This window comes from Helicobacter sp. CLO-3, assembly GCF_001854545.1.
Lineage (GTDB): Bacteria > Campylobacterota > Campylobacteria > Campylobacterales > Helicobacteraceae > Helicobacter_B.
Genome location: NZ_MLQN01000010.1, coordinates 24,037 through 41,973, shown reverse-complemented (window position 1 = coordinate 41,973; position 17,937 = coordinate 24,037). Strand labels below are relative to the sequence as shown.

The following is a 17,937-nucleotide window of genomic DNA, read 5'->3' as shown; positions in this document are numbered from 1 at the left end:
CAAAACGCCGCATCAAACACTAACAACGCCAGCAACGCAAACAACACCAACAAAAACGCTATAAGCAATATCATGCAAGGCAACAGATAAGGGGCTATTATGTATAAATTTGCGATAAACCGCCCCGTCACCACGCTAATGTTTGCGCTAGGGATAATATTTTTTGGCGTGCTCGGGCTAAAAAAGCTTCCAACAGCACTTTTCCCAAACATCGACTTCCCTATCGTGCTAGTTAGCACCACATATCCGGGCGCTAGTGCTTCGACTATTGAAAGTAAAGTAACTGATAAGATAGAAGAGCAAGTGCTAGGGATAGATGGCATAAAATATGTAACCTCCACTAGCGTGCGTAATATAAGCCTCGTCATCGTGCAGTTTGAGCTAGAAAAGCCTATGGATCAAGCTGTAAGCGATGTCATCAACAAAGTATCATCCGTCACCTTCACCGATCCAAACATCTACAAACCAGCCATAGACAAGCTAGACACCAGCGGACAGCCTATCATCTCGCTATTTGTAAGCTCTAATCAAGTCTCGTCCGCCACGCTTATGAAGCATTCAAACGACATCATCAAGCCGCTTTTGCAAAAAATCACCGGCGTGGGCGGCGTGCAGCTAAATGGCTATCGCGAACGACAAGTGAGAATCTACCCAGACCCCACGCTTATGAATAAATATGACATCACTTATACGCAGATTTCAAACGCGCTTGGCGGGGAAAATGTCGAGATAGATGGCGGGCGCATCGTCAATGGCATGAAAGAATTTTGGCTAACCACCGATGCCAACCCAAAAAGTATCGATGAAGTAGCAAAACTCCAAATCACAAACAATATCTTGCTAGGCGATATCGCTGTTATCGAAGATGGGCTTGAGGAATACAAAACCTACGCGGCATTTGGCAACAAGCAAGGCGTCATCTTTGAAGTGCAAAAAATCTCTGGCGCAAACGACATCGCAATCGCAGATGGCGTGTATGACGCGCTGCCTTCGATAAAAGCAGTAAGCCCGCAATATGAAATCTCTACTTTTCTAGATACCACAGAATACATACGCGAAAGCTTGCATGATATCGAGATAGACTTGATTTTGGGCGGGATTTTGGCGGTTGGCATTGTGTTTGTGTTTTTGCGAAATGTCACTATTACGCTAGTTTCTGCGATATCGCTGCCTATTTCTGTGCTAGGGACTTTTGCGCTAGTGTCGATGATGGGCTACACGCTAAATATGCTTACAATGATGGCTATCACGCTTTCTATCGGGATAATCATCGATGATGCTATCGTCGTGATAGAAAACATCCACAAAAAGCTAGAATCCGGCATGGATAAGCGCACCGCGGCGTATGAGGGCGTGCGCGAAATAGCCTTTGCGATTTTTGCGATATCAGCGATGCTTTTGTCGGTGTTTATCCCGGTGGGGAATATGACGGGGATTGTTGGGAAATTTTTCCAAAGCTTTGGCATCACCGTAGCCCTAGCGATAGGTATCTCTTATATTGTCGTGATGACGGTTATCCCTATGGTGAGCTCGCTTATCGTGAGTCCCAAGCAGTCTAGATTCTACCATTGGAGTGAGCCGTTTTTTGTATGGATGCAAAATGCCTATGCCAAAACGCTAAAAGTCGTGATGAATCAAAAAATCATCGTAAGCGTACTTGTCTTTGCGGTGTTTGGATTCTCAATCGTTGTGCTTAGCAAAATCGGCATGGAGTTTATGCTACAAGAAGACAGATCGCATGCGTATTTTTGGGTGCAGACAGAGCCCGGAGTCAGTATCTATGAGATGACGCGCAAAACGCAAGCACTGCAAAAAGTCATCGAAGAAGATTCTGCTAATGTGGATTTTGTCTCTATCCAAGTAGCCTATGGCAAAACCCAAAACATCAACAAATCCAAAATCTATGTAAAACTGCGCGATGAAAAAGAGCGCAGTGTCGATCAATTTACATGGATGGCAGATATGGCAAAGAGGCTGCAAGCCCTGCCAGAATCTAGCAACCTTACGATAATCCCCGCAGAAGTGCCACTAATCGGCGGGGGCGATAATAGTAAATTGCAGATTTTCATCTACTCGCCAGACCAAAAGCTAGTGGATGAGAGCCTAGCAAATCTCAAGCATTTCTTACTGGAGGGCGCGCTCAAAGGACAGGTGAGCGACTATCACACGAGCGTATCAGAAATGCAGCCAGAATACCGCCTAAGCGTGCTGCGCCAAAACGCCAACCAATATGGCATCACCGCGCAAGACATAGGAAAAGCGATAAGCTCGGCGTTTTCTGGCGAGACACAAGTGGCGTATTATAAAGAGGGCGGCAAAGAGTATAAAATCACTTTGCGTGTGCCGGATTCTAGCCGCGTGTCAATCGATGATATCAAAAAAATCCAGGTGCGTAATGCCAATGGCGATATGATGTTTATCGATGGGCTTATCGAGATAGAAAATGGACTCACGCCTTCTACCATAAGCCGCTACAATCGCCAGCGAAGCGTCACCGTCTATGCAAACCCAGCTCCAGAATCTAAACTCCCGCTAGACCAGATTCTGCGAGAAGTGGAGAAAAACAAGGATAAATGGCTAAGCGAGGGTGCGGGCTATCGATTTGCCGGTGAGGCGGATAACTTGACAGAGACACAAGAAGCCTTTGGCATCGCGGTGGCGACGGCGTTTGTGCTTATTTATCTGATTTTGGCGGCACTTTATGAGTCGATTTTAGAGCCTATCATTATCATGGTTACGATGCCGCTTAGCTTCTCTGGCGCGTTTTTTGGGCTGGGGCTTGCGGGGCAGCCGCTTAGTATGTTTTCACTCATGGGGCTTATACTGCTTATCGGTATGGTGGGGAAAAACGCCACTTTGCTTATTGATGTCGCCAATGAGAAGCGCGAGGAAGGGCATAGCATAAGCGAGGCGATACTGCTAGCGGGCGAGCTTAGGCTGCGCCCTATCCTTATGACGACGATTGCGATGGTGTTTGGTATGCTGCCGCTTGCTATCGCCACAGGGCAGGGAAGCGCGATGAAGTCAGCGATAGGTATTTGTATGATTGGCGGGCTGCTAGTTTCGATGTTTTTGAGCTTGCTTATTGTGCCTATTTTTTATCGATTTTTGGCACCGATAGATGACAGGCTCAAAAAACTCTATCGCGTGCCAAAGGCGCAAATGCTGTGAAAATGCCTAGCTTGAAAATCTCTAGTTTTTGCCGGGCGAGAGATGCGCTCGCGCGTGGCTTTGGCGCTCGTGGATTGGCAAAATGGTGTGGCGCGCCTAGATTGACAAAAGGGTGTGGCGCGGCTAAATGGCGCGCGACAAAAGGCTTTGGTGTGCTAGATTCTCATATATTTGGCTCGTTTGCCGCATTTTGCGCGGTAGATTCTAGAGTATCACACACGCGTTTTTTGTCAGCATTTTTAGCGCTTAGCTTTGTTTTGGTAGTTTTTATCGCCACACCATTAAACGCGCAACCAGAATCTACAAACCACGATTCTAGCGCGCCAAAATCTACCAATGCAGATTCCACCAGCGCAGATTCTGCTAGCCAAGATTCCACTAGCCCAAACCCTTTGCCAAGCGCGCAAGCCACACAAGCTACACAAACCACGCAGACTACACAAACCACACCCAACCATAGCGTCTCATCGCTTTTTGTAGGGCTTGGCGCCGGAGTCGCGCTAAACCAGCAGAGTATCACCAAAAGCGGCGGATATGGCGATGGCGCTTGGCTTCCTTCGCTTGATTTTGCCCTGCGTGGCGGGTATCAATACAAGCCCTTTAAAATATTTGGCGCGCGGCTTTATCTTGATTATGTGATGAGTATTCGCCCGGTGGATTTGGAGAGCGTCGTCACTTCGCAGTTTGTGCTAAACATTGATGCGATGCTGGATTTTTACACCAAGGGCAAATGGGCGTTTGGCACCGTGCAAGGCGTGGGCGTGGGCTATGGGACGCATGGCAAAGAGGCGGCGCAAGATAGCAGCGCGTCGGATTCTATCACAGCAAGCGGGCTTAGCGCGTTTTATAACAGCGCGCTAAACATCACCTATGACAGCACGCACCGCATCGAGTTTGGTGCGAAAATCCCGCTGATAAAGCTAGAAGTCCCAAACACTGATATCGCCTATAGAGACTTATATCTGCTGCTTTCTTATGATTATATGTTTTAGCTAGATTCTGCACCATTTCCAAATTATTCTCTTCCCCATCATGCACCATAATAAAATTAGGCACAAAATAAAGAATAAACCAAGCGATAAGTATTTTTATTTTATTTTTGGTTTTAAACAAACAATACAGCATCAAACAGGGCAATAAAAATATTAGCATTTAGAATCCTTTTGTTGAAAGCGGATAGCCTTTTTTCTTTCATTGTGTATATCATACTTTCTCCAATGCTATGGATTTGGAATCCTTTTAACAGCCAATCTTTACTTATCAATAAGGTTCAATCCTCTTTTCAATAACAAGTCTATTTAGTTCATTAAGGATAACTTTGATATATTCCTCAAGCTTATTAAGATTTTCTTCTGTTTCTTTATAAGGAAGAATGTAATGACGAGGGGGAAAATCATCATAAAACCAAATACAAGTCATACCATTAATTTTAAAACGCCAAACCATAGTATCTACACAATCCATAAAATCTATCAAAACAATATTGTAGCCAAATGCCAACCATATATCCTTACAATATTCAAAGGCATTTGTATAGCCAAAATTCCACAGCTCAAATTCCCAGCGCATTTTGCCTGACTCATCTTCGGCATATTCTTTGTCATACCAAATCAAGTCTAGAGGGTCTATTTCTTCTCGTGGTGTGGGGAGATCACTAGATTCCATATTGTCTTTATTATCTTTGCTCATTTTTTCTCCCAATTTAGGTTTTAATATCTCAAAAATCTTATATTTTTTAGTCAAAAAAGCCCATAAGGCGCCTTGATTATTTGGTTTTGCATTGATAAATCTACCAAACAAATATTTGATAAATATCGCTATCGCCAGCATTCCTAGCGCAAATGAGAAGCTCACAAATAAAATACCACACCACACCTCTATGGCTTCTTTGGTTCCCATTTCATAGGCATAGTGCAGGTTCGAAGATTCTCCCCTATACACAAATACAAAAAATGGCGCAAAACAGCACACAAGCCAAAAAACAAATAACGCAACCTTATTTTTAATGAGTAATAAAGCGATACTCATTAAGCCTATGCTAAGTATAAAACCAAACATTTTAGAATCCTTTTGTTGAGGGCGGATAGCGGCAGGCAAAAGACGGAAGACAAAAGGCGGATTGCCTCTGCTATTATACTTAGATTCTGCTTGCTTTTTGGCTCTTGCTAAATGCGTCATAGCTCATCTATTAATCCCTCCTATCCACCTTATGATATTTCCATTATCATCTATTTCTACACTTAAATCTTTGTATTTATTATAGAATCTAGGCTCTAGGATTTCTTCAAGGTATTTACTGCCTTTTTTGGTTCTTGCGACCCAAATATTGTATTGAGACCAATATTTTGGAGTGTCCCAAGAGGTTTCGCCAAACATTGTGCTATAGCCACACAAAACAGGATTACCTTCTTTATTTATGTAGCTTGGACAATTTTCTCTAGTGTATTCTTTGCCCTCATAAATTAGAATATCCTCATCGCAGTTTTTACCAAAAGCATTTTTATAAAAGAAATTATCCCTAAAATATATCCAAGCTTGATATTTGTCTTCCTTCCAATAAGATAAGTTTGTGGGATAATCTATCCTGTCTCTATCCTTGTCATCATAATATGAACCAAAGTCGATATATCCCGCTAAAAAAAGTTGCCCTATAATGCTAACATTTTCGCTATTATAGTTTGGCTGTATAGAATTTGCCAAATTTTCGCTTTTTGCAAAAAACAAAGGAAATCTCACATCGCTAAATTCGCATGAATCCCCCATAATTGTCCCCAAGAAATTATTTTCAAAATACTCCAAAATATCTGCTTTTGTGATGTTTGGGATTTGTAAAAAAAGCTCAAAGTCCCAATCATCATCGTATCTTTTTAAACGATTTTCAAATAAGCCATAAAATTCATCAAACGCGATACAATTCACTCCTGCCATTACTCTACCAATCGCCATCTTCTCCCGCCTTATTGTGGATTTTGTGGATTATTTTTTTATTCATAACCATATACTTTTAAAACATCGTATCAAAGCCATAATACCAATAAAAGCACCAAGTATAAGGAATAATTTATCATAATCAATAAAATATCTAGCTACAAATATAAACACAATGCCACCAACAAAAGTAAGAATACACACAATAAGAAAAATTGTATAGCTATGCGAATGTATAGAGCTGTGCTTTTTGATTATACTCTTTTGTTCTTCAAAGCAATAATGCGTAAAACCAAAAATAAAACATAGAATTTTATAATGATTTTTTACCCTAAAATTGATATATTTTTTTTGAAAAAATGATATTTTCTTTATTTTTACAATATTTTCCATAAACTCTATCTTATTCCAACCCTCCTCAAATACCCAATCATCATCAATCACCATTCTATTTTTTAAACAATATAAGGCTGTGATATAAAATAACTTTTCTAAATCTTTTTGAGTAAAATCACTTTTTATGGATAAAATTTGCTTTTTTACCTCTTTGTATTTTCTTTTTACTCTAAAAATAGCAAAACATTCCTCCTTGCCACTCAAATAAGCATATTTATGATATAACTCTTTATCTTCTTGATACCTTTGCGTGTCTTGTTGTATATCCCACAATATATCCTCATAAGATATATTAGTATTGAATATTTCACTTAAAACATAGCAAATTTCTAGCTCTTGTTGCGTGAGATTAATCAAGATTGTGTTCCTTTAAAAATTGTCTATTTCTTGGCTAAAATAATCATTAGCAATAAAATCTCCAATTTCAACCCCAAAATTCGCATTTTCCCTGCTTGCTTTATTCACACCCCGCGCTTACCTGACTTTCATGGATTACCCCATAGATTGCTTTGCTTGTGTCTTTGGATTCTGGTGGGATATAGGCTACTTTTACCCATTTGGGATTGCTAGAATCTCTGCCTAATTCCAAAATCAAGCCCTTATCCTCCTCGTATTCACAAGGTTTTGGCATATCAGTTTTTTGAATCTGCTTTGTAATCTCGCCATTTGGGGATTGACGCAAATTAATATAGGCATCTTTAGAGATAGGAAAAAGGAGATATTCGCTAGAAAGTTCGCGCTTATCAATATACCATCTTTTTGGATTCTCTAATATTTTTATAGAATCTGCCTCAACGCTTGCATAATAGTATGTGTCGCTTTCGCCCTCTAAATGTTTCTCAATATAATAATCTTTTAAGGTGAGCGTTGCGCGCACTGCTACTCCGCCCAAAATATATTCATCTGCTTGACTTAGCCTATCTTGCAAAACATTAGAAATCTGCAAAAAGCTATTCTTTTGGAATCTAGCATCCCTTTTAAGCGCATCATTTAAAAATATTGCAAAAAGCATCGGCTCATTCTCATTGTCAAAAAGCCTAGGAGTAGCATTTGGCATATCAGGAAAAAACACCAAGCGCCAATAAAAATCCACTTCGTCTTGATACATCTGCCATTCTAGCACGCCACTTAGCGTTATTGTCCCCTTGTAATATATCCTAGATTCTGTCTCTTTGTCTTTGTGCAGGGTGCTGGTGTAGGGAGTTTGACTTAGCATATCTTGAAAATGCGCATTATGCACATTGGCATAAATCACATTCACAATAAAAAATACAAAAAGTGTTAAACGCATTATTGCTCCTTGGGCGGATAGGATTCAAGCCTATCTTTTTAATTTTGAGCGAGAAAATAGAGAAAAGTCATACCCACATCACGCCAGATTTGCCAAAGATGTCCTTAATTATATCAAATCCTCTAATTTTTCGGCTTTTGGATTGCAAAACCTATCTATTAATCTCTCCTATCCACCTTATGATATTTCCATTATCATCTATTTCCACGCTCAAATCTTTGTATTTGTTATAGAATCTAGGCTCTAGGATTTCTTCGAGGTATTTGCTGCCTTTTTTGGTGAGCGATACGCCTATATCCCAAGAATTCCAATCTTTAAAATTGCTCCAAAGTATTTTAGAGTACTCCTCTTTTTTGCTGTTATCATATAAATAATTTTGATATTGATAAAAGAATATTTCTTTAAAATATTTCCAAGCTTCAAATGGAGAGTCAAAAGAGCAAGACAAACTTCTCTTCTCATCTTTGCAAGTAAAATCTATCAAATTACCCAAAAAACACTCTCCAATTATTCCTATATATTCGCTTGCATAGCTAGGTTTAGGGTCATTTTCAAACAAACTTTTACTCAAAACATCAAGCGGATAAATATCATATTGCCCCATAAAGCCCTCATCAATTTCAAAATCAGATTGCGCTTCTTGTAAAATACAATATTCAAAGTATTCTAAAATGTCTATTTTTGTAATATATGGGTTTGTTAAGAGTATTTTTAAATCTAATGCTTGTTCGCCTAAGATAACTGCTATTTTTTTATTTATGCCTGTTTGATAAATAGAATCAAACAGGAATTTACCAATGTTTTCTAGCACTTTGTATTTCATTTTCTCATCGTCTCCAAAGGTGTTTTTATAGCCCTCTTGCAAAATCCTAAAAGTAGCAGCCACATCCTCATATTGTTGATTTACAGCATCGAAGTTTGATTGAGGATTTTGACTCCATTAGGAGTTTTTATATAAGTTTTTATGCTTTCTTCTGCTTCGACAATATATGTAACCACAAGTTTATTTTCACTCTTTGTGATCTCTATCTCTGCGTTTAAATCGCCGCTCTCTGTCGTGATAACAATAGCTTTCTTTACGCTTTCATTATCATTGGGTAAGCTCATAGCTAGGATTTGTTTATAAATTAACGCTCTTATATCATATTTTGGAAATCTAATTTCTTTTTGCAAGTCTTGTTTAAAAGCCTCTGAAATATCCACATTAGAGATAAACTCTTCATTAGCCGAGCAATGATTATCATCGCCGCAAACTTCTTGCTGATATTTGGAGCTTTCTTTTATTTCTGGGGTCAATTCATTTTTGTGGATTGATTCTGCATGCACGAAAACCAAACAGCCTAACAGCAAAACCATCTTTTTCATTTATCGCTCCCAAAATATTTTACCCCGCTTGCAAAACCTCTGCGACATCTCTACAAAACCCCTTTTAGACTTAAGGCTTGAAATATCACACAGCATAGCATCTCATCCTAGATACCACATTCTCCATATAATTTTTCATCGCCAAAGTATCGCTTTTCATTTCTGTCTTTTAGCACAGCGAAGCCTCCCTCGTTTAACTCAAAGTCATATATCGCAGAATCTAGCTTTACCTTTCCTGTGATTCTGCAAGGAAAATGACAATAACTAGCGGCTTGATAGCTATCATATTCTTTGGCAAATTGAAAAAACTTGATAATGTTTTCTTTGTGAAAATGTTGCACGATTTGAGTATCGCAAGTCTCTCGTATTGCATTGATATAGTATTCTCCCCCGTCTTTGTCTATTTCGCTAAGCTTGATAGTTGGCTTGTCTAATTTCAAGATTATAATATTTTTGAAATTATCCGCATACGCAAATAGGCGCAATACAAATACCATATAAAAAATTTTCATAGCTTTTTTCCATGTATTTTGGCAAATTTATTTGCCTTTTCACTTAGCGTATTTGCCCTTCCTTCGTATCATATCTTCATACTCTTCAGAATTATACATATTCAAACAAGCTACAAAATACCATTTTTTAGGGTAGAATTCTGGGTGCTTGAAGTTTGGTATATAGCGATCGATATTAGCATGGATAAATTTAAGGATTCTTTCAGGATCATCTGGGTCAATAAAGTCGATTGAGTTAAAAGCCCTATCAGCATCTGCTATTTCGCTTGGCAAGTCTTTGTAAAATGTTTTTACGCAAAGAGCAAATCCAAGATTTTTCTTATTCATAAAAGACCTCTCCTTCCAATAATCATCGTGCCAATCATCGCCAAAAAGAAAAGAGCAAACCAAAACCGCTAAAATCGCAAGCTTTTTCATATCATCTCCTTAATGTTAGTTTCTAGCAATAAAGTTTTGCCACAAAGTTTTGCTACGGCAGCATCGCTATGAAGCAAATCAGTATTTTATACCCAGAATCTAAATAAGCAGAATCTAAATAAGCAAAGCCCCCCAAAGCCCAAAAGTCAAAAAGCCCAAAAGCCAAAAGCTAATGCTAATACCAAATCATGTAAACGCCACGCCAGCGCGCTACTCAATCTCTGCGAAGATTCTGCCATTTGCTAGCTCTGCGCGCGTGAGTCGCGCCTGATATATGCCATGCCGCTCCAGCTCGCGCCTAGAATCCTCCACAAAAATCCGCGCGCCAAATATCAGCGACTCCGCCACGCAAATCGCCGGATAGCGCTCATCTATCACGCGCACGCGCAGCGCCCTGCCGATGTGTTTGCACGCCGCGCGCGCGTATTTTCTGTCTTTGAAATCCATCTCGGTTTTGGCTATCGCGCGCTCTTTGGTGTTTAGCATGGGGATTATCGCGCTGCTAGATTCTAGGATGTAGGCTATCTGCTTGGCATGCTTTGGCGCAAGCGGCGCGATATGCGGGCTTTCGGGCTTTAGCTCGATAGGCGCGTTTGCCAGCAGCACTTTTAGCAAGCGGTGCGCGATGATGTCGCTGTATCGGCGTATGGGCGAGGTAAAATGCGTGTATGTCTCAAAGCCAAGCCCAAAATGCAGCGCCACCTCATCGCTGTATCGCGCCTCTTTTTGCGCGCGGATGATGAGGCGATCGAGCAGCTCTCTATGACTTAGCGCAGCGGCGGAATCTAGGGCATTGGCGGATTCTGGCGCAGAATCTAAATCGCGAGAATCTAAAGTGCATGCAGAATTCAAATTTTTACTTGCTTGATTTTCACTCGCTATATTTTCACGCGCCTCGCTTTTGCGTATCTGCGCCCTTTTCTCCACTAGCGCTTTTTTATCCCGCCTATCCGCCTCTTTTTGCAATGCCTGTATTTGCGCGTGCAGCTTGCCTTTTGGGATAGTGTAGCCAAGCTCGCTTATATCAGCAAAAAGCGCGTGGATGCGCTCTTTCATCGGCGCTTCGTGCGTGCGATAGATGCCAGCGCCATTTAGCGCGGTGGCTAGGCATTGCGCGCTTAGGATATTTGCTAGCAGCATGGATTCTTCGATGAGGCTGTGGCTTGGCGTGCTTTTGTGCGTGCTTATGGATTCTAGCTCGCTGTTTTTATCAAGGTGTAGCTTCATCTCGCGCGTGCTAAAATCATAGCCTTTTTCTAGGCGCTTAGTTTTTAGCGTCTGCGTGACGCGCGCCAAATCGCGTATCCAAATCGCATAAGGCATAGCAGAATCTAGCTTTTTGCTAGAATCTATTTTTGCATGAGAATCTACTTTTGCACGAGAATCCATTTGCGCGCTAGATTCTAGTATTTTATCCACCGCTTCATAGCTGATATTTGCCTTTGGCGTGATGAGCGCTTCATAGAGCTGCACTTTTATGGGAAGTTTGGTGCGCTTATGCAGGCGTATCTCCCATACGAGCGCGAGTTTCACCTCATCGCGGCGTAGCGAGCAGAGCGACTCGCTAAGCTCACGCGGCAGCATCGGATAGCATTTGTGCGGGAAATACAGGCTAAATCCGCGCGCTTTTGCCTCATCATCAAGCGGCGTATGCGGCGTGACATACTCGCTCACATCCGCTATCGCCACATACAGCGTGTGCGCGTGCATATCCCAAAAAACCGCATCATCGTGATCTTTGGCATCTATGGGATCGATGGTGATAAAATCAAGTGCGCGCAAATCTCTGCGATAAGGCGCGCTAGAATGCGCGGAGTTTGTGGATTTTGCGTAGCTTGTGTAGCTTGCGTAGCTTGTGTAGCTTGCGTGGCTTGTAGATTCTGCATTTTTGGGCGCTAGATATAAGCTAGGCTCGACTTGCGTGCCAAAATTTCTAGCAAGCTCTTTTGCCTCCTCGCCAAAATCCTCCGCGCGCTGGCTTAGAAAAAGCGAGATGCGCTCATCCACGCTTGGGTCATCAAGACTACCTAGAATCTGCTTGATTTTACCATTTTCAAGCGCTAGCACGCAGTGCTTAGGAAGCTCTAGGAGCGATTTTTGCGAGAAGGGCAGGCGGGTGGATTCTAGCGTCTTGCAGTCTATACCGACAATCGCGCCCTTTTTGCGCTCCAGATACACAAGGCGCGGCGCGCTAGCGCTTGATGAAAGGATTTTGATAAGCTTTGGCGTGCGCGTGATGGAGAGCAAAAGCACGATGTCGCCATCTTTTAGATTCCCATAGCGCCCTTTTAGCAGCAAATCTTTGTCGTTAGGCTTTGCAATATTTTTGGCGAAAATGCGGTGGTTGTGGATGATGATTTGCGCGATGATGAATTTATCAGAGAGTTTGTAGGCGTGCTTGCTTGGGGGTTGCGAGTGGCTTGGCAAATGGTTTGGCGCATGGTGGTTTGGTGTGTGTTTGGCGTGGCTAGATTCTGCGCTCATTTGCGCTTGGCTAGAATCTTGCGCGCTAGATTTTTGATATTTATCGCGCGCTTTTTCTTGGTATTTATGGTATTTTTGATGCTTTTGCGCGCGGGTGGATTTGGAGTGCTTGGAGCATTTGGCAGTTTTGGCGCATTTGGCGTTGGCATCGTGCGTGTCATCTTCGCCACTAGATTCTAGGTAGCTAGATTCTAGCGCTTTGTCATATTTGGTATCATGTTTCGCACCATGCTTTTCTAGCGCGCCGCAGGATTTTATCTGCTCATAAAGAGGCATAAACTTCCTAGGGATTTCTTTCCTGCCTAGCGCTAAGCCTATCAAAAATTCTTTCATCTATCTCACATCGCGCGGCGGCTTAAGATTTTCGCGGGAAAACCGCGCTCATGACGCTATACGCACGATTTATGTCAATCTCTGGGATAAAAAGCTTTAGCGCAAACACCGCTTGCATGATAAGCATATCCGCGCCATCTTTGCACGCTATGTCAAGGCTTTTGGCGAGGTTTAGAAACGGGCTAGGCGTGCCATACATCAAATCATAGGCGAGTTTCGCGCGCGATAGTAGGGGGCGCAAAGTGGATTCTGCCAAAGGTAAGTCGTTTTTGATACTCGCACTCGTGGCGTTTAGGATGAGATCAAAGCGCGCGTTTGGCGTGGCGCTGGTGGAATCTAGTTTGGCGTCTGATTTGGCATCTCGTTTGGCAGAATCTATTTTGTCAGAATCTGATTTTTTAGAATTCGCCTCGCTAGATTTTGCTTTGCCAGAATCCATTTTGCCAAAATCTACTTTGGCAGAATCCGCCTCGCCAGAATCCACTTTGGCGATAGATTCTAGCTCATCAAAAGTGCAAAACGCGATGCCTTTGCTTGCGAAATATTCCGCTTTTGGCGAGCGATTGGCAACCAGCACGCGCACGCCTTTTTGATGCAAGATATAGGCTAATGCTTTGGCACTTCCGCCAGCGCCCAAAATAAGCGCAGAATCTATTCCCAAACCTACACCAAAGCACGCGCGCAAATCACTAGGCGCGCCGCTGTTTAGCGCGCCTAGCAAATCATCTGTCAAGACATTTGCAAAATTTTTGGAGTCGCTAGAATCTTTAGAGCCCCTAGAATCCCCAAAATCTGCGCTTTTAGATTCTGGCAATTTTTTGGATTTTGCGCCACCGCCCGCGCCACCAGCGCCCTTTCCCGCCATTAGCAATGTCGCCAAAAACCCGCTCGTATCGGTATTATAGCCGATTAGCTTTTGCGTAGTTTTATCTAGCACGAGCGTATTTATCGCGCCTATTTCTTTGGCTGTGGGATCTAGGATATCGGCTTGTTTGTAGGCGTGCTCTTTGAAAGGCAGCGTGATATTTGCGCCGCTCAAACGCAGATCAAAAAAGCTTTGGCGCAGATTCTCGCCATTTTCTAGCTTGAATCTACCATAGACTGCGTTGATGCCTAGCGTGCTAAGCACCGCGTTATGCAGGAGTGGGGAGAGGGAGTGCGCGATAGGATTGCCAAAGACGCCAAGATATGTCATTTGAGTTCTTTTAGGAGTCTGCGCGAGACCCACCCGCCAGAATCAAGCTTCGCCCAATCATCTTGGACTTGCTCGACTTGCACGCGCTGATCTTTATAGAGCGCGCCAATCACGCGGGCGTTTGGCAGCGGCTCTTCGCGGATATTTAGCGTGTTTGGGATGACGGTGTAGAGCTTTTGCTTGGGCTCTATGGCTGAAAGAAGCGCTAGGCTTACCCACCCGCCAGAATCAAGCTTCGCCCAATCATCTTGAATATGTGTAACCACCGCGCTTTGTCCGAGCGTGAGCTTTCTGACGATCCTTGCTGTCGTGCTAGGCTCGGCGCGGACATTTACGCTCGTGGCTGTGACATAATAAATCGCTTCTTTTTTGGTGTCGCCTGTGGTGTTTGGCGTGCTTGGTGTGGTATTTTGTGTCGCACTTTGTGTCGCGCTTGTTTTGTCAGAATCTTGGCTAGAATCTTGCGCGTTTGGCGGTGTTTGCGCGGCATTGGATTCTGCGCTATTTGGCGCAGGAGAAGCAGAGGCATCAATTGTTTGTGGCGTTTGCGCGCTCGCATCTGGCAAGGCGGATGTGATATCATTGCCAGCAAGGCGTGTTGGCGCGTTTTTATCTGGTGTGGATTCTGCGCCAGATTCTCCGCTAGATTCTGCGCCCCCCGCTTCTTTTGGCGCTTCTGCTAGCGTTTGGCCATGCCCCATATCGCGCCGCTTCACGCTTTCAGCAAAGACAAAATAATATATTGCCAAGCCGATTAATAGTATCAAAATCGGAAGCGTATATGCTTTGATAAATAATTTCAAAATTCGCCCCTATAAATAAAATGGCAAAACATAAAAACAATAAATAATGCAAATAAACGCCAGCGCACCCAAACAGCGACAGCTACAAATACAGCAAGCGCAAACAGGCGCAATCAACGCAGAATCCGCACCTGCTGCAGCCAGCTGCCACAAATAATCACAAGCAATCACAAAAGCCGCGCAGTCGCTACAAAAGCAAGCCATCGCCATAAAAGCAAGCCACAGCGGGCGCCACCACGCAGTCACAAAAACTACAGCAGCAACACAGCAGAAACTACACCAAAACCACCCCGCTTTTTTTCACCACTTTGCCAAGCACGAAGGCATTGGTATTTTTCAGCAGCGGCATGGTGTTTTCCTGCGATACAGCAAAAATCATTCCAACGCCCATATTAAACACCCGATACGCCTCATCCCTATCGATATGCTGGCTAAGTAGCGTGAAAATCTCTTGCTCTGGAATCGAGCTCGTGTCAATCTGCGCGCCAAGCCCCTTTGGTAGCACGCGCGGAAGATTCTCGATGATCCCGCCTCCTGTGATATGCGCTAGGGCATTGATGAAATGCTGGTATTTTTTGAAAGTGGATACATAGATTTTGGTAGGCTCTAGCAAAATGTCGATAAGCGTGCGCTTGCCTAGCTTGTCTTCAAACTTCATCCCAAGCGTCTCAAAAAGCACCTTGCGCGCGAGCGAATAGCCATTGGAATGCAAGCCACTGCTTGGCAGCCCCATAAGTATGTCGCCCTCTTTCACGCGCGGCGGGGATTCTAGCTCGCTTTTTTCAGCGATACCTACCGCAAAGCCTGCTAGATCGAAATCTTTGCCATGATACATTCCGGGCATCTCCGCGCTCTCGCCTCCTATGAGCGAGCAATTTGCTTGCTTGCAACCTTTTACGATGCCCTCTATCACGCGAAGCGCGGCTTTTTTGTCAAGCTTGCCTGTAGCATAATAATCAAGAAAAAATAGCGGCGTGGCGAAGTTGCAAATAAGGTCATTCACACACATCGCCACTAGATCAATCCCCACAGAATCAAGCCTATCCGCATCAATCGCTAATCGCAGCTTCGTCCCCACGCCATCTGTCGCTGCCAAAATCACAGGCTCGCTATAGCCTTTTGGCAGGGCAAAAGCCCCAGCAAATGAGCCTATACCGCCGATGACTTGCGGGCTAAAAGTGCTTTTGACAAGGGGTTTTAGCGCATCTACGAGCGCATTTCCCTCATCGATATCCACGCCAGAATCTTTGTAAGTGGGCGCTTTTTTGGCTGGCATTTTTTTGTCTTGTTTGTTTGGCATTTGGCGCATCCTTGCCTTGTGAAATAAGCGCGCATTATAGCAAAAACTACTAAAAATGCCAAAATGATTGCGGATTTGCTGTATTTTGGCGCATATCTGGCCCATACACACTCACGCACCTAAACGCACTTAACAAAGTAGCGAGGCAAAACAAATCAAGGGCATATCATTTACAAGCCGCCCGCAAACTTCAAGACTACAAAAGCTACAAAGTCAAATCTTCGAAGGTTCCAAGTTTTTAATTTCACGCGCCAAGCACTAATTACTCGTGCGGTATCTAAACTGCCCTTTTTTAAACACCATTTCAAAGCCGCCGAGGCTAAAAAGCCATTTGTTTTCTATCGTGTTTTTCATAAATGCCGCTATTTCGCCTTTCACCGGGCGCTTAAACACCACGCCCACGCCATCTGTATGCCCGATAGAGCACACCGTGCCGCGGTGGTTAAAGGTAAATGGACGCTCAAACTCCTTGCCGCTAAGCTTTGCGACAAAAAGCTCCGCGACATAGTCACCCATCTGCGCGGATAGCTGGGCGGTGGGCGCGTGTATCATGTCTTTGTTTTTGGCTTGCGCGCTATCGCCCACGACATAGATATTTGGGTATTCTTCGCATTGCAGCTGCGCATTTACCGGGATTCTGCCTTTTTTGTTTGGCAAGGTGGAGTTTTCGATGATGTCACTTCCCTTTACGCCCGCACTCCAGATTATCGTATTGCCCTTGATTTCGAGCTTTTTGTCGCTTTTGCACTCGCGCGCTATCACTACGCCCTCTTTTATCTCTTCGATGCTGGCGCCAGAGATGATATCTACGCCGAGATTTTTTAGCTTAGATTCTGCGACTTGCGCTAGCTTCTCATCAAACACCGGCAAAATATGCGCCGAGCGCCCGATGCAAGTAAGCTTTGGCAAGGAGCGATCGATACCACAAATCAAGCAAAGCTCATCTAGCTGCGTGGCAAGCTCGGCGGTGAATTCTATCCCGGTAAATCCCGTGCCACACACGATTACAGACAAATCTTGCGCATTTTTGGTGTGCGTGTATTCTTTGAATTTGTTTTCGATATTTTTCATAAGCTTTAGCGCGGCGTTTAAGCTAGAAAGCTTGTAAGTGTGCTTATCCACGCCCTTGACGCCAAAGCTATCGGGCCTAAACCCAAGCCCGATTATCAGATAATCATACGCGTATTCCCCGCCATTGCCGATTACTTTGTTTTCATCGGGGAGGATTTTGGTGATTTTGTCTTTGATGAAGCGGACTTTGCGCGGGTTGAGAATCTTGCGGTAGAAGATTCTGGCTTTGCGCGAGCTTAGCGTGCCGATAGCGACTTTGTGTAAAAGCGTCGTTTGGTAGTGGTAGTCGTGTTTGCTGATTAGCGTGATGTCCGCGTCTGTTTTTAGCTTGCGTTGTAGTCCGAGTGCTGCTTTTAGTCCGCCATAGCCGCCGCCGACGATGAGCACTTTTGGCTTTTTGGTGGCGCTGGCAGAATCTGTTGTGTTGTTTGCTTGCATAGATGCTCCTTGAAAGCATTTGGTTGCGGATTATCATAGCCCAAGTTGGATTATTTTTTTATAAAGTTAAAAAGATTTTTTACTTTTTGATTCTGGTGCGCGCATTTTTGGCGGTGGATTCTGGCGTAGGATTGCGGCAGATTCTGGCGCTAGATTCTTGCGCGGCGTTTGGATTCTGGGATTTTGAAGCATTTCAAGCGCGTAAATATTGACTTTAAACAAAAATAGTGCTA

General features: G+C 43.5%; 15 protein-coding genes and 2 pseudogenes. 3 read left to right on the top strand and 14 right to left on the bottom strand.

Going from position 1 to position 17,937, the window contains the following annotated elements:
• The first annotated feature begins 99 nt into the window (after nucleotides 1-99).
• Together BKN38_RS04020 and BKN38_RS04015 are read left to right on the top strand one after the other, a co-directional pair.
• Nucleotides 100-3,171, top strand: a complete 3,072-nt coding sequence (locus BKN38_RS04020; protein ID WP_066454820.1) for an efflux RND transporter permease subunit — start codon at nucleotides 100-102, stop codon at nucleotides 3,169-3,171.
• A 2-nt stretch (nucleotides 3,172-3,173) separates the two neighbouring features.
• Nucleotides 3,174-4,163, top strand: coding sequence for an outer membrane beta-barrel protein (locus BKN38_RS04015; RefSeq protein ID WP_156528148.1), 990 nt, complete (start codon nucleotides 3,174-3,176; stop codon nucleotides 4,161-4,163).
• A gap of 268 nt (nucleotides 4,164-4,431) precedes the next feature.
• On the opposite strand, the gene BKN38_RS11750 is transcribed toward BKN38_RS04015, so the two are convergent.
• From BKN38_RS11750 to BKN38_RS03950, 14 genes and pseudogenes are all read right to left on the bottom strand, one after another.
• Nucleotides 4,432-5,349 (bottom strand): hypothetical protein, encoded by a 918-nt coding sequence (locus BKN38_RS11750; RefSeq protein WP_233712895.1) that lies wholly within the window; start codon nucleotides 5,347-5,349, stop codon nucleotides 4,432-4,434.
• 3 nt (nucleotides 5,350-5,352) lie between these two features.
• Nucleotides 5,353-6,117 carry a hypothetical protein gene (locus tag BKN38_RS04005; RefSeq protein WP_066454814.1) on the bottom strand — a complete coding sequence of 255 codons (765 nt, stop codon included), beginning with the start codon at nucleotides 6,115-6,117 and terminating at the stop codon, nucleotides 5,353-5,355.
• Nucleotides 6,118-6,159: 42 nt separating this feature from the next.
• On the bottom strand, nucleotides 6,160-6,852 hold the full coding sequence (locus BKN38_RS04000; protein WP_233712896.1) for a hypothetical protein: 693 nt from the start codon (nucleotides 6,850-6,852) through the stop codon (nucleotides 6,160-6,162).
• A gap of 100 nt (nucleotides 6,853-6,952) precedes the next feature.
• Entirely contained in the window at nucleotides 6,953-7,786 is an 834-nt protein-coding gene (locus tag BKN38_RS03995; RefSeq protein ID WP_066453986.1) for a hypothetical protein, read from the bottom strand.
• 151 nt (nucleotides 7,787-7,937) lie between these two features.
• Nucleotides 7,938-8,651 carry a hypothetical protein gene (locus tag BKN38_RS03990; RefSeq protein WP_233712897.1) on the bottom strand — a complete coding sequence of 238 codons (714 nt, stop codon included), beginning with the start codon at nucleotides 8,649-8,651 and terminating at the stop codon, nucleotides 7,938-7,940.
• 38 nt (nucleotides 8,652-8,689) lie between these two features.
• Nucleotides 8,690-9,151, bottom strand: coding sequence for a hypothetical protein (locus tag BKN38_RS03985; RefSeq protein WP_066453988.1), 462 nt, complete (start codon nucleotides 9,149-9,151; stop codon nucleotides 8,690-8,692).
• 107 nt (nucleotides 9,152-9,258) lie between these two features.
• Complete coding sequence (locus BKN38_RS03980; protein WP_066453991.1) at nucleotides 9,259-9,663, bottom strand: hypothetical protein; 405 nt, start codon at nucleotides 9,661-9,663, stop codon at nucleotides 9,259-9,261.
• A gap of 39 nt (nucleotides 9,664-9,702) precedes the next feature.
• The gene (locus BKN38_RS03975; RefSeq protein WP_066453994.1) at nucleotides 9,703-10,080 is read right to left on the bottom strand and encodes a hypothetical protein; all 378 of its coding nucleotides are present in this window, start codon (nucleotides 10,078-10,080) and stop codon (nucleotides 9,703-9,705) included.
• A 210-nt stretch (nucleotides 10,081-10,290) separates the two neighbouring features.
• Nucleotides 10,291-12,897 carry a ribonuclease R family protein gene (locus BKN38_RS03970; RefSeq protein ID WP_070957694.1) on the bottom strand — a complete coding sequence of 869 codons (2,607 nt, stop codon included), beginning with the start codon at nucleotides 12,895-12,897 and terminating at the stop codon, nucleotides 10,291-10,293.
• 499 nt (nucleotides 12,898-13,396) lie between these two features.
• A pseudogene (locus BKN38_RS12255) lies at nucleotides 13,397-13,555 on the bottom strand (shikimate dehydrogenase); the annotation flags it as partial.
• A 291-nt stretch (nucleotides 13,556-13,846) separates the two neighbouring features.
• Nucleotides 13,847-14,092 (bottom strand): annotated as a pseudogene (locus BKN38_RS10575) (shikimate dehydrogenase); the annotation flags it as partial.
• On the bottom strand, nucleotides 14,089-14,895 hold the full coding sequence (locus tag BKN38_RS03960; protein WP_066454002.1) for an SH3 domain-containing protein: 807 nt from the start codon (nucleotides 14,893-14,895) through the stop codon (nucleotides 14,089-14,091). The pseudogene BKN38_RS10575 and the gene BKN38_RS03960, both read right to left, overlap by 4 nt.
• A 274-nt stretch (nucleotides 14,896-15,169) precedes the next feature.
• Nucleotides 15,170-16,195, bottom strand: a complete 1,026-nt coding sequence (purM, locus tag BKN38_RS03955; RefSeq protein ID WP_233712898.1) for a phosphoribosylformylglycinamidine cyclo-ligase — start codon at nucleotides 16,193-16,195, stop codon at nucleotides 15,170-15,172.
• 258 nt (nucleotides 16,196-16,453) lie between these two features.
• Nucleotides 16,454-17,704, bottom strand: coding sequence for an NAD(P)/FAD-dependent oxidoreductase (locus BKN38_RS03950; RefSeq protein WP_066454004.1), 1,251 nt, complete (start codon nucleotides 17,702-17,704; stop codon nucleotides 16,454-16,456).
• 86 nt (nucleotides 17,705-17,790) lie between these two features.
• On the opposite strand from BKN38_RS03950, the gene BKN38_RS11745 reads away from it, so the two are divergent.
• The gene (locus tag BKN38_RS11745; RefSeq protein ID WP_256325527.1) at nucleotides 17,791-17,916 is read left to right on the top strand and encodes a hypothetical protein; all 126 of its coding nucleotides are present in this window, start codon (nucleotides 17,791-17,793) and stop codon (nucleotides 17,914-17,916) included.
• Nucleotides 17,917-17,937: the final 21 nt, after the last annotated feature.

What these genes read in the sequence shown, in the direction of transcription:
- BKN38_RS11750 (WP_233712895.1), bottom strand. Translation starts at nt 5,349, where the DNA reads ATGACGCATTTAGCAAGAGCCAAAAAGCAAGCAGAATCTAAGTATAAT.
- purM (WP_233712898.1), bottom strand. Translation starts at nt 16,195, where the DNA reads ATGCCAAACAAACAAGACAAAAAAATGCCAGCCAAAAAAGCGCCCACT.
- BKN38_RS03970 (WP_070957694.1), bottom strand. Translation starts at nt 12,897, where the DNA reads ATGAAAGAATTTTTGATAGGCTTAGCGCTAGGCAGGAAAGAAATCCCT.
- BKN38_RS04005 (WP_066454814.1), bottom strand. Translation starts at nt 6,117, where the DNA reads ATGGCGATTGGTAGAGTAATGGCAGGAGTGAATTGTATCGCGTTTGAT.
- BKN38_RS04015 (WP_156528148.1), top strand. Translation starts at nt 3,174, where the DNA reads ATGCCTAGCTTGAAAATCTCTAGTTTTTGCCGGGCGAGAGATGCGCTC.
- BKN38_RS03995 (WP_066453986.1), bottom strand. Translation starts at nt 7,786, where the DNA reads ATGCGTTTAACACTTTTTGTATTTTTTATTGTGAATGTGATTTATGCC.
- BKN38_RS03980 (WP_066453991.1), bottom strand. Translation starts at nt 9,663, where the DNA reads ATGAAAATTTTTTATATGGTATTTGTATTGCGCCTATTTGCGTATGCG.
- BKN38_RS04020 (WP_066454820.1), top strand. Translation starts at nt 100, where the DNA reads ATGTATAAATTTGCGATAAACCGCCCCGTCACCACGCTAATGTTTGCG.
- BKN38_RS03975 (WP_066453994.1), bottom strand. Translation starts at nt 10,080, where the DNA reads ATGAAAAAGCTTGCGATTTTAGCGGTTTTGGTTTGCTCTTTTCTTTTT.
- BKN38_RS03985 (WP_066453988.1), bottom strand. Translation starts at nt 9,151, where the DNA reads ATGAAAAAGATGGTTTTGCTGTTAGGCTGTTTGGTTTTCGTGCATGCA.
- BKN38_RS03950 (WP_066454004.1), bottom strand. Translation starts at nt 17,704, where the DNA reads ATGCAAGCAAACAACACAACAGATTCTGCCAGCGCCACCAAAAAGCCA.